Here is a 12095-nt window from a genome sequence, read left to right on the forward strand (position 1 = left end):
CACGCTCCAGCCGGTCCCGGCCGGGGTGCCCGGCGAGCTGTACCTCGCGGGCAACGGCCTGGCCCGCGGCTACGTGGCCCGCCCGGCACTGACCGCCGAGCGCTTCGTCGCCTGCCCGTTCGGTGGCAAGGGCGAGCGCATGTACCGCACCGGCGACATCGTGCGCTGGAGCGCGGACGGCGTACTGGAGTTCCTCGGCCGCACCGACGACCAGGCCAAGATCCGCGGCTTCCGCATCGAGCCCGCCGAGGTGGAGGCGGCGCTCGCCGCCCACCCGGCGGTGGGCCACGCGGTGGCGATGGTCCGCGAGGACCGGCCGGGTGACAAGCGCCTCGTCGCCTACGTCACCGGCACGGCCACCCCCGGCGAACTGCGCGCCTTCGCCACCGAACGCCTGCCCGCCTACATGCTCCCCGCCGCCGTCGTCACCCTCGACGCCCTGCCGGTCACCCCCAACGGCAAGGTCGACCGCCGCGCCCTCCCCGCCCCCGACTACTCCGGCACACCGGAAGGCCGGGCCCCCCGCAACGCCACCGAACAGACCCTCTGCCAACTCTTCGCCGAAACCCTCGGCCTGCCCGCCGCCAGCATCGACGACAACTTCTTCGACCTCGGCGGACACTCCCTCCTCGCCACCAGACTCGTCAGCCGCATCCGCACCGCCCTCGGCACCGAACTCCCCATCCGCACCCTCTTCGACAGTCCGACCGTCGCCGCGCTGGCCGAGCACCTCGGCGACACCGGCACCCCGGTGCGCGCCCGGCTGACGGCCCGGGAGCGCCCGGAGCGGGTCCCGCTCTCGCACGCCCAGCAACGCCTGTGGTTCATCGACCAGTTCGAGGGCCCGAGCGCCCTCTACAACACCCCGTTCGTGCTCCGCCTCTCCGGCGCGGTCGACGCCGCCGCCCTCGCCCGGGCACTGAACGACGTGGTCAGCCGCCACGAGGTGCTGCGCACCACCTTCCCGACCGCCGACGGCGGGCCCCACCAGCTGATCGCCGAGACCGCCGAACTCGCCCTGCACCGGAGCCCGGTGTCCGACGAGGCGGAGCTGCGGGAGGCCCTCGCCGAGGCGAGCCGCGACACCTTCGACCTGGCCACCGACCTGCCGGTCCGCGCCCGGCTGTTCTCGCTGCCGGCCGACGAGCACGTGCTGCTGGTGCTGATGCACCACATCGTCAGCGACGGCTGGTCCGTCGCGCCCCTGCTGCGCGACCTCGACACCGCCTACCGCGCCCGCAGCACCGGCTCCGCCCCCGACTGGCAGCCGCTGCCGGTCCAGTACGCCGACTACGCCCTGTGGCAGCGTGACGTGCTCGGCGCCGAGGACGATCCGGCGGGCGTCCAGCACGCCCAACTCGCCTACTGGAAACAGGCGCTGGCCGGTCTGCCGGAGGAGCTGGCACTCCCGTACGACCGCAGGCGCCCGATTGCCCCGACCCGCCGGGGGGACACCGTCGAGTTCCTGATCCCGGCCGAACTCCACGCCGCCGTGGCCGGGCTGGCGCGGGCCGGCCGGTCCTCGGTGTTCATGGTGGTGCAGGCCGCCCTCGCGGCCACCCTGAGCCGACTGGGCGCGGGCGACGACATCCCGCTCGGCACCCCGATCGCCGGGCGCACCGACGAGGCGCTCGACGAGCTGGTCGGCTTCTTCGTCAACACCCTGGTGCTGCGCGCCGACCTGTCCGGCGAACCGAGCTTCCACCAGCTGCTGGAGCGGGTGCGACTGGCCAACCTGGACGCCTTCGAGCACCAGGACGTGCCCTTCGAGCGGCTGGTCGAGGTGCTCAACCCGGCCCGTTCGGCGGCCCGGCACCCGCTGTTCCAGGTGATGCTGACCTTCGGCACCGGCGAGCCGGCCACTTCCTCGTTCGCGGGTCTGCCCGCCCGCTTCGAACCGTCGGAGGCCGGACTCGCCAAGTTCGACCTGGCGTTCGGCTTCAGCGAGCGGCTGGACGCGGACGGCGCCCCGGCCGGGATCGGCGTGGTGGTCGAGTTCGCCCGGGAGCTGTTCGACCCGGCGACGGTGGCGGCGATCGGCGGGCGCTTCGAGCGGCTGCTCGCCGCCGTGGTGGCCGAGCCGACCCGACCGGTCATCGAGGCGGAGATCCTCACTCCGGCCGAGCGGACGCTGATCCTGGACCGCTGGAGCCGGCCCGGGACCCACCCGCACGGCCTCGAACCGCTCACGGTCCCGGCCCTGTTCGCGGCCCAGGCGGCCCGCACCCCGGAGGCCGTGGCGGTGGTCCACCGGGACGAGCGGATCAGCTACGCCGAGCTGGACGCCCGGGCGAACCGGCTGGCGCAGCTGCTCGCCGCCCGGGGCGTGGGACCCGAGCGCCTGGTGGCGCTGGCCCTGCCCCGCTCGGTGGAACTGGTCGTCGCCGTACTGGCGGTGCTCAAGGCGGGCGGCGCCTACGTGCCGATCGACCCCGACTACCCGGCCGACCGGATCGCCTACACCCTGCGCGACTCCGCGCCCGCGCTGCTGCTCACCACCACCACGGCCTGCGCCCAACTGCCCTACCCGGCCGTACCGTTGCTGCTGCTCGACACCCCGGAGACCGCGGCCGAGCTGGCCGGTGCGGCCTCCGCGGCGCCCGTTCCCGACCTCGGCCCGGACCACCCGGCGTACGTCATCTACACCTCCGGCTCGACCGGCCGTCCGAAGGGCGTGGTGATCCCCCACGCCAACGTCGCCCGACTGTTCGCGGCCACCGACCACTGGTTCTCCCCGGGCCCGCAGGACGTCTGGACACTGTTCCACTCCTACGCCTTCGACTTCTCGGTCTGGGAGCTGTGGGGCGCGCTGCTGCACGGCGGCAGCCTGGTCGTGGTGCCCTTCGAGACCAGCCGCTCCCCCAGGGACTTCCTGGAGCTGCTGGTCCGCGAGCGGGTCACCTTCCTCAACCAGACCCCCTCCGCCTTCTACCAGTTGATGCAGGCCGACCGGGAGGAGCCGGAACTCGGCGCCCGGCTCGCCCTGCGGCGGGTGGTCTTCGGCGGCGAGGCGCTCGACCTGGCCCGGCTGGCGCCCTGGTACGAGCGGCACGCCGAGGGCGCCCCGGTGCTGGTCAACATGTACGGCATCACCGAGACCACCGTGCACGTCTCCTACCGCCCGCTGGACGCCGGTACGGCCGCCGGGCAGTCCCGTTCGCTGATCGGCACGGGCATTCCGGACCTGCGGCTCTACCTGCTGGATTCCCGGCTGCGCCCGGTGCCCGCCGGGGTGCCCGGCGAGCTCTACGTCGCCGGGGCCGGCCTGGCCCGCGGCTACCTGGGCCGCCCGGGGCTGACCGCCGAACGCTTCGTCGCCGACCCGTACGGCGCCCCCGGCACCCGGATGTACCGCACCGGCGACCTGGCCCGCTGGACGGCCGACGGCGAGCTGGACTACCTGGGCCGGATCGACGCCCAGGTGAAGCTCCGGGGCTTCCGGATCGAGCTGGGCGAGATCGGCTCGGTGCTCAGCCGCCGGCCGGAGGTGGCCTCCGCCGCCGTGGTGGTCCGCGAGGACGCCCCGGGCGAGAAGCGCCTGGTCGGCTACCTGGTCCCGGCGGCCGGCCCGGTCGACCTGGACGCGCTGCGCACCCACCTGGCCGCCGAACTGCCGGACTACATGCTGCCCGCCGCCCTGGTGCCGCTGGAGCGCCTGCCGCTGACCCCGAACGGCAAGCTCGACGAGCGGGCGCTGCCCGCCCCCGAGCCGGGCCGCGCGGGGGGCGGGCGCGGGCCGCGCACCCCGCTGGAGGAGGTGCTCTGCGGGCTGTTCGCCGACGTGCTCGGCCTGGAGCGGGTCGGCATCGACGACAACTTCTTCGAGCTGGGCGGCCACTCCCTGCTGGCGGGCCGGCTGGTCGCCGGGATGCGCGAGCTGACCGGCACGGACGACCTCGGCGTCCGGGCGCTGTTCCAGGCCCCGACCGTCGCGGGCCTGGCCGGGCTGCTGGCTGGGGCCAGGAACGGCGCGCCCGCCGAGGAGGCCTTCCCGGTGCTGCTGCCGATCCGCACCCGCGGCTCCCGCCCGCCGCTGTTCTGCGTGCACCCGGCGGCCGGGATCAGCTGGGTCTACACCGGCTTGCTGCGCCACCTGGACGCCGAGCAGCCGATCTACGGCCTCCAGGCGCCCGGGCTGGCCGACCTGGCGCGCCACCCGGCCGACCTGGCCGAGATGGCCCGCACCTACCTGGCCGAGCTGCGCTCGGTCCGGCCCGAGGGCCCGTACGCCCTGCTCGGCTGGTCCTTCGGCGGCCCCGTCGCCCACGCGATGGCGGCGCTGCTGCGGCAGCAGGGCGAGCAGGTGGGACTGCTCGCCGTGCTGGACGGCTACCCCGAGGTCGACGAGTACGCCGAGTTCACGGGCGACGACCGGGCCGAGCGGGACCCGGCGCTGCTCGCCGCGATCCTCGACTCCCTCGGCCAGCCGGCCGGCGAGCTCACCGCCTGGCCCGCCGACGAGGCCGGCTACGCCGAGCTGGTCCGTCGCGGCGAGGGCCCGCTGACCGGGCTGAGCGGGGCCGGGGTGGCCCGGGTGGTCGAGGTGTTCCTCGCCAACCTCGCCCTGGCCGGCGACGCCCCGCTGCCGGGCTACGACGGCGACGCGCTGGTCTTCGTCGCCGCCAAGGACCGCCCCGCCGACGCTCCCGACCCCGAGGCCTGGCGGGCCCACGTGGGCGGCCGGGTTGAAATCCACGAGGTGCCGAGCACCCACGGGGCGATGACCGGCGCGGAGGCGCTCGCGGTCATCGGCCCGGTGCTCGCCGACCGGCTGCGCCGCCCGGCGCCGGACCACGAGCCCCACCCCTGAGAGTCCCCGTCACCGAAGTCCCCGTCGCCCCCGCACCGCCGCGACACCCCCCGCACCACCACGCCCTGCGGCCGCGACCCGGCCCACCACGAGGAATGGACACCACCGATGCAGACTGCCGTCATCCCCGACTCCTGGCGCGGCGTCACCCCGGCGCCGATCTCGTCGACCGACGCCTACAACGGCTTCATCGCCGCCAACGTGATCTTCGCGCTGGACCGGATCGGCGTGCTGGAGCAGATCGGCCGCGGCGAGCCGCTGTCGGCCGCCGCGATCACCGCCGGGTCCGGTGACACCGCCCGCACCGAGGCCGTGCTGCGCGCCGCCGCCGACTACGGCTACCTCAAGGCCGACGGCACCGGCTTCCTGCCCACCGAGGCGGGGATCGAGATCGCCGCCGCCCGCGGCTACTTCACCTGGGCCGTCGGCGGCTACCACGACGTGTTCGGCCGCGCCGGCCACCTGAGCACCGGCTCGCACCGCTACAACGAGGACGTCTTCCGCGACGAGGCGATGGTCGCCCTCGGCTCCGCCCAGTGCGACCAGTCGCTGTTCGCCGCACAACTGACCGACGTGCTCTCCGGCATCGACTTCCGCACCATCGCCGACCTGGGCAGCGGCACCTCCGCCCGGGTGCGCCGGGTGGTCTCGCAGCGCGACGGCTCCCGGGGCCTGGGCATCGACATCAGCCGCCCCGCCACCGAGATCGCCCGCGCCGGCATCGCCGCGGCCGGGATGCAGGACCGGGTCACCGCCGTCCGGGCCGACGTACTGGGCCTGCTCGGCACCCAGATCGACAACGACGCCGAGGCCGCCGAGGTGGCCGAGGTCGACACCGTGATGAGCTTCTTCCTGCTGCACGACCTGCTGGCCGACCCGACCACCCGCTCCTCGATCTTCACCCGGATGCGCGAGGCCTTCCCGAAGGCCCGCACCTTCGTGCTCGGCGACACCATGCTCCGCGGCCCGGGCGAGTCGCAGAGCGCGATGCCGGTCTTCTCGGTCGGCTTCGAGCTGGCGCACGCGATGATGGGCGTGCCGCTGCACACCAAGGAGACCTACGAGCGGCTGTTCGCCGACGCCGGGCTGCGGATCGACCGCGTCGAGGCGCTGGCCACCCCGCACTCCTGGCTCTACGTCCTGCAGGCCGACTGATGGCCGCCGCCCCGGGGCTCAGACACCTGCTGGCCCAGAACGAGCACCCGTACCCGCCGCTGCCGTCCGTCCTTGCCGCCCTGGCCGGCGCCGCCTCCGACCTCAACCGCTACCCGGACCTGCGCCCGGAGCGCTTCGCCGGGCTCATCGCGGACTGGCAGGCCGTCCCGGCCGCGCAGGTCGTGGTCGGCCACGGCTCGGCGGGCGTGGCGCTGGACCTCTTCCACTCCGTCGTCCGCCCCGGCGACAACGTGGTGCACTCGGCGCCCTGCTTCGACGCCTACCCGCTGTTCTGCCGGATCGCCGGCGCCGAGGCCCGCGCCGTGCCGCTCGGCCCGGACGCCCGGCACGACCTGGCCGCGATGGCGGGGCAGTTGGACGCGCGCACCCGGATCGTCGTGCTGTGCAACCCGCACAACCCGACCGGCACGGTCTATTCCTGGGCGGAGCTGACCGGCTTCCTCCGCCGGGTGCCGGCCACCGCGCTGGTCCTGCTGGACGAGGCGTACATCGACTTCGCCCGGGGCTGGGAGGCCCCGGACGTGCCGGCCCGGACCGCCGAGTGGCCGAACCTGGTGGTGCTGCGCACCCTGTCCAAGTCGCACGGCCTGGCCGCGCTGCGGATCGGCTACGCCGTCGCCGAGGAGTCGGTGGCGCGGCGCGTACGGGACCACCAGGTGCCGTACGCGGTGAACCGGCTCCAGGAGGCGGGCCTGCTGGCCGCCGTCGCGGCCCAGGAGGAGGTGGACCGGCGGATCGCCGAGATCACCGGGGAGCGGGAGCGGCTGCGGGCCGAACTGCTCGCCCTGGGACGGTCGGTGCCGCCGAGCCTGACCAACTTCCTCTGGGTTTCGGCCCCCATGGACGAGACGCCGGTCCGGGAGGAACTGGAGCGGCTCGGGGTGGCCGTCCGCTTCTACCCGGGCCAGGGCATCCGGATCGCCGTCGGCGAGAAGGACGCCAACGACGCCGTGATCGAAGGTTTCACCCGCGCCCACCGGGCCGTCACTTCGCCCCGCTGACGCGACGGCCGACCAGCACCATCCACCAGACAGCAGCAGCTAAGGAACAGGACATGCACCCACTTCTGGCGCGGCCGGAGTTCCGGCTCTACATCGCGGGACAGACGCTGTCCGTCCTCGGGGACAGCGCCCTCTTCATCGCCCTCGGCATCTGGGCCAAGGTCCTGACGGGGAGCAGTTCGGCGGCCGGTCTGGTGATGTTCTGCTACGCCGTCCCGATGCTGCTGCTGCCGCTCGGCGGACTGGTCGCCGACCGGGTGCGCCGCCGGCCGCTGCTGGTCACGGTCAACCTCGCGCTGGCGGTGGCGGTTTCGCCGCTGCTGCTGGTCGACGGCCGGGGCCACCTGTGGATCATCTACGTCACGGCGGTGCTCTACGGGCTGGCCGGGGCCGTCCTCACCCCGGCCCAGAGCGCCATGCTGCGAACTATTCTGACGGAGCGTCAGGACTTCGGTGCGGCCGTCGGGCTCACCCAGACCATGCGCGCGGGCACCACCCTGGTGGCGCCGCTGGTCGGCTCCGGCCTGTACGGGTGGCTCGGCGGCCGGGCCGTCGCCCTGGTCGACATCGGCATCCTGGTCGCGGCGGCGCTCGCCTTCCTGGCGCTGCGGGTGAAGGAGGCGACGCCGGAGCCGTCCGACCGGCACTGGCGCACCGAGGTGCTGGCGGGCTTCCACCACCTGCGCACCACCGCCTCGCTGCTACCGCTGCTGATCGCGACCACCGCCACCGCGACCGTGCTCAGCTTCCTCCAGCCGGTGCTGTTCTCGCTGATCCAGCACGGGCTGAACCGCTCGCCGCAGTTCCTGGGCGTGCTGGAGACGGTGGAGGCGGTCGGGGCGCTGGGCGGATCGGTGCTGGGCGGCATCCTGATCGGCAAGCTCGGCCCCCGGCGGACCGTCATGCTCGGCTCGGCGGTCTTCGGGCTCGGCGCCGTCCTGCTGCTGGTGCCCTCCGTCTGGGTGGTGTCGGCCGGCCTGGTGATCGCCGGGGCCGGCATGCCGGCCGGCGTCGTCGGCCTGGCCACCGCCGCCCAGGCCCTCACCCCGCCGCAGCTGATGGGCCGCACCCAGGCGGCCGTCAACCTCTCGCTCACCGCCCCGCAGGCGCTCGCCATCGGCGTCGGCGCCGGGCTGGTGGCCGCGCTGGACTTCCGGACGGTGCTCGCCGCCATGGTGGTCGGCGCGCTCCTGTCGGCCGTCTTCCTGCTCGGCAAGCCGGATGCCGTCGTCGAGGACGAGGACGACGAGGACGAGGCGGAGTCGGCCGAGCGGCCCGCGGCGGAACCGACCGCCGAGGCGGCCGAGGGCCCTGCGCAGGAGCCCACCGAGCTGCCCGCCGAGGTGCCCGCCGAGTCCGCACCGCGCTCCTAGGGCGTCTCCATCCGCCCTTTCGCACCACGCCACCGGCCCACCCCGGCGGCGGCCCTGCCGCACCGCACCGCCGCCCGGGGTGGGCCTCCGTGCACTCCTCACGAGAGAGCCTCCTCAGATGCCCGACCGTTCCTCTCCCGACACCGCCCCGCTTCCCCTGGAACTCCGGCTGGACCACGTCGAGTTCTACGTCGCCGACCTCGCCGCCGAGCTCGCCCGGCTGACCACCGAGTACGGCTTCGACCTGCTCGTCCCGCCAACCGAGCGCGGCGAGAGCGCCGAGCGCTGCGTCTCGGCCCTGGTCGGGCAGGCCGCCATCCGGCTGCTGCTCACCCAGCCGCTCGCCGTCGGCCACCCGGCCACCGACTACCTGGCCCGGCACGACGACGGCGTGGCCGCGCTGGCCCTGCGGGTGCCGGACGCCACCGCCGCCTACCGGACGCTGACCGGCCGGGGAGCCGACGGGCTGCGCCCGCCGCAGGCCGTGGACGGCTGCGTGACCGCCGTGGTCGGCGCCTTCGGCGACGTGGTGCACACCCTGATCGAGGGGGGCCCGGACGTTCCCGCCGAGCGGATACCCGGCCTGCCCGACGTGGCGCCGGCCGGCCAGGACCCGAGCCGCGACGCCGCCGCGGTGGGCCTGCGCTCGGTCGACCACTTCGCGGTCTGCGTCCCCTCCGGCGAGCTGCGCGAGACGGTCCGCCGCTACTGCGAGGTCTTCGGCTTCCGGATGATCTTCGAGGAGCGGATCGAGGTCGGCGCGCTCGGCATGGACTCGATGGTCGTGCAGAGCCCCGACCACAGCGTCACGCTCACCCTGATCGAGCCGCTCACCCCGGACGCCGGCGGCCAGATCGCCTCCTTCCTCGCCGACCACGGCGGCGCCGGGGTGCAGCACGTGGCCTTCTCCTCCCAGGACGCCGTCCACTCCGTCGCCACGATGGCCGCGCGCGGCGTGCCCTTCCTGCGCACCCCGGCCGCCTACTTCGACGCCCTGCCCGCCCGACTGACCCCGCTGCGGCACTCCCTCGACCAGCTGCGCGAACTCAACCTGCTGGTCGACCAGGACCACGACGGCCAGCTGTTCCAGATCTTCACCCGCTCCCGCCACCCGCGCGGCACCTTCTTCTTCGAGGTGATCGAGCGCATCCGGGCCCGCAACTTCGGCAGCAACAACATCCGCGCCCTCTACGAGGCCGTCGAACTCCAGCGCAACGCCAGCGAAGTCGCCCGATGAGCGCCCTCGCCACGACCCCTCGGCCCCCGCTCTCGGTGGCCGAGTTCGCCGACCTCGCCCGCTCCGCCCTCTCGCCCGGGGTCTGGGACTGGCTGGCCGGCGGCGCCGAGCGGGAGCACACCCTCGCCGCCAACAGGGCGGCCTTCGACCGGCTGGCCCTGGTGCCCCGGGTGCTGGCCGACGTGTCCGTCTGCGACACCTCCGCGGTCCTGGTGCGCAGCCGGTCGGCCCTGCCGGTCGCGGTGGCACCGGTCGCGTACCACCGGCTGTTCCACCCGGACGGCGAACTGGCCTCGGCCCGGGCGGCGGCCGCGGCGGGCGTGCCGTTCACCGTCGGCACGCTCAGCAGCGTCGGCTTCGAGGAACTGGCGGCGACGGGCGCCACGCTCTGGTTCCAGCTGTACTGGCTGCGCGACCGGGGGCGGCTGCTCGACCTGGTCGCGGCGGCCGCGGCGGCGGGCAGCGAGTGCCTGGTGGTCACCGCCGACGTGCCGTACATGGGCCGCCGGCTGCGGGACGCCCGCAACGCCTTCTCCCTGCCCGGCGACGTCCGCGCAGCGCTGCTGGAGGGCGGCGCGACCGGGCGGGCGCACCGGGCGAGTGCCGAGGTCTCGGCGGTCGCCGCGCACACCGCCGAACTGCTCTCCCCCGCCGTCACCTGGGCGGACCTCGCCTGGCTGCGCGAGCGGACCGAACTGCCGCTGGTGGTCAAGGGGGTGCTCGATCCGACGGACGCGCTGCGGGCCGCCGAGCTGGGCGCCGCGGCCGTGGTGGTGTCCAACCACGGCGGCCGCCAGCTCGACCGGGCGGTGCCCTCGCTGACGGCGCTGCCCGCCGTGGCCGAGGCGCTCGCCGGCCGGGGCTGCCAGGTGCTGCTGGACAGCGGGGTGCGCGGCGGCTCCGACGTGCTGACCGCGCTGGCCCTCGGCGCGTCCGGGGTGCTGCTCGGGCGGCCGCTGATCTGGGGCCTGGCGGCCGCCGGCGAACCCGGCTGCGCCCGGGTGCTGGAGCTGCTGGCCGCCGAACTGCGGCACTCGCTCGGCCTGGCCGGCTGCGCCGACCTGGCCGCCGCCGCCGAGCTGCGCACCACACCGATGCCCTGCCCCGCCTGGAGTGCCCCGTGACCCTCGTCGCCCCACCGCACCGACGGCAGCCGGCCGAACTGCGGCTGGCCGAGCTGCACGCGTCCCTCGCCGACCCGGCGATGACCTCGATGAACCTGCTCAACGAGATCTCCATCCGCTACCCGGAGGCGGTCTCCTTCGCCGCCGGCCGCCCGGCCGAGCAGTTCTTCGAGCTGGACGCCGTCCACCGCCACCTGGACCGCTACGTCGACCACCTGCGCACCGAGCGCGGCCTCTCCGCGGAGGCGGCCCGGCGTCAGGTGCTCCAGTACGGGAGGACCAAGGGCATCGTCCACGAGCTGATCGCCGCCCACCTCGCGGTGGACGAGGGCATCGAGGTGCCCGCCGAGTCGATCGTGGTGACGGTCGGCTGCCAGGAGGCGATGTTCCTGGTGCTGCGGGCGCTGCGCCGAGGCCCCGAGGACGTGGTGCTGGCCGTCTCGCCGACGTACGTCGGTCTGACCGGCGCCGCGCTGCTGGCGGACCTGCCGGTGCGGCCGGTGGCCGACGCCCCTGACGGGCTGGACCTCGCCGACCTGCGCCGCGAACTCGCCGCCGCCCGGGCCGAGGGGCTGCGCCCGCGCGCGCTCTACCTGGTGCCCGACGTGGCCAATCCGAGCGGCGCCAGCCTGCCGCTGGAACTGCGCCGGGAGCTGCTGGCGCTGGCCGGCGAGGAGGACTTCCTGGTCCTGGAGGACAACCCGTACTGCGTCTTCGCGGGCGAGGAGCGGCTGCCCTCGCTCAAGGCCCTGGACACCGGTCGGCGGGTGGTCCACCTCGGGTCCTTCGCCAAGACCGCCCTCCCGGGCGCCCGGGTGGGGTACGTGGTGGCGGACCAGCTGGTGGCCGACGGCACCGGCGGCACGGTGCTGCTGGCCGACCTGCTCGGCATGGTCAAGAGCATGACCACGGTGAACACCTCGCCGATCGCCCAGGCCGTGATCGGCGGGGCCCTGCTCGAACACGGCTTGAGCCTGCGGGCCGCCAACACCGAGGTCGCCGCGCTCTACCGGCGCAACCTCGCGCTGGTGCTGGACGGGCTGGCCCGGCGCTTCCCGCCCGGCGGCGGGGTGAGCTGGAACGAGCCGCGCGGCGGGTTCTTCCTGGTGCTCACCGTGCCCTGCACGGTGGACGACGCGCTGCTGGAACTCTCCGCCTCGCGGTACGGGGTGATCTGGACGCCGATGTCCCACTTCTACCCGGGCGAGGGCGGGGAGCGGCAGCTGCGGCTGTCCGTCAGCCAGGTCGACCCGGAGACCGTCGACCGGGGGCTGGACGGCCTGGCCGCCCTGCTCGCCGACCGGTCCTGAACTCCGGCGGGCGGGGGGACGGCCCCGCCCGCCGGAACGGGTGCCCGGGCCTGTCCGGCGGACC

General features: G+C 74.9%; 7 protein-coding genes. All 7 read left to right on the plus strand.

Annotation, left to right across the window (positions count from 1 at the left end; all coding sequences use genetic code 11):
* On the plus strand, positions 1 to 4810 hold a 4810-nt coding region (locus ACFV1W_RS38615; RefSeq protein ID WP_380422034.1), incomplete at its 5' end, for an amino acid adenylation domain-containing protein.
* 108 nt (positions 4811 to 4918) lie between these two features.
* On the plus strand, positions 4919 to 5965 hold the full coding sequence (locus ACFV1W_RS38620) for an SAM-dependent methyltransferase (protein ID WP_380422036.1): 1047 nt from the start codon (positions 4919 to 4921) through the stop codon (positions 5963 to 5965).
* The gene (locus ACFV1W_RS38625; protein ID WP_380422038.1) at positions 5965 to 6987 is read left to right on the plus strand and encodes a pyridoxal phosphate-dependent aminotransferase; all 1023 of its coding nucleotides are present in this window, start codon (positions 5965 to 5967) and stop codon (positions 6985 to 6987) included. Before ACFV1W_RS38620 ends, ACFV1W_RS38625 begins: the two co-directional genes overlap by 1 nt.
* Positions 6988 to 7040: 53 nt before the next feature.
* A complete protein-coding gene (locus tag ACFV1W_RS38630; RefSeq protein WP_380422040.1) occupies positions 7041 to 8360 on the plus strand; it encodes an MFS transporter in 1320 nt (439 codons plus the stop codon).
* A 118-nt stretch (positions 8361 to 8478) separates the two neighbouring features.
* The gene (gene hppD, locus ACFV1W_RS38635) at positions 8479 to 9597 is read left to right on the plus strand and encodes a 4-hydroxyphenylpyruvate dioxygenase (protein WP_380422041.1); all 1119 of its coding nucleotides are present in this window, start codon (positions 8479 to 8481) and stop codon (positions 9595 to 9597) included.
* Positions 9594 to 10721, plus strand: a complete 1128-nt coding sequence (locus ACFV1W_RS38640; RefSeq protein ID WP_380422042.1) for an alpha-hydroxy acid oxidase — start codon at positions 9594 to 9596, stop codon at positions 10719 to 10721. The genes hppD and ACFV1W_RS38640 overlap by 4 nt, the downstream gene beginning before the upstream one ends.
* 80 nt (positions 10722 to 10801) lie before the next feature.
* Positions 10802 to 12031, plus strand: coding sequence for a PLP-dependent aminotransferase family protein (locus ACFV1W_RS38645; RefSeq protein WP_380422043.1), 1230 nt, complete (start codon positions 10802 to 10804; stop codon positions 12029 to 12031).
* Positions 12032 to 12095: the final 64 nt, after the last annotated feature.

Source organism: Kitasatospora sp. NPDC059648, from assembly GCF_042734825.1.
Classification (GTDB): Bacteria; Actinomycetota; Actinomycetes; order Streptomycetales; family Streptomycetaceae; genus Kitasatospora.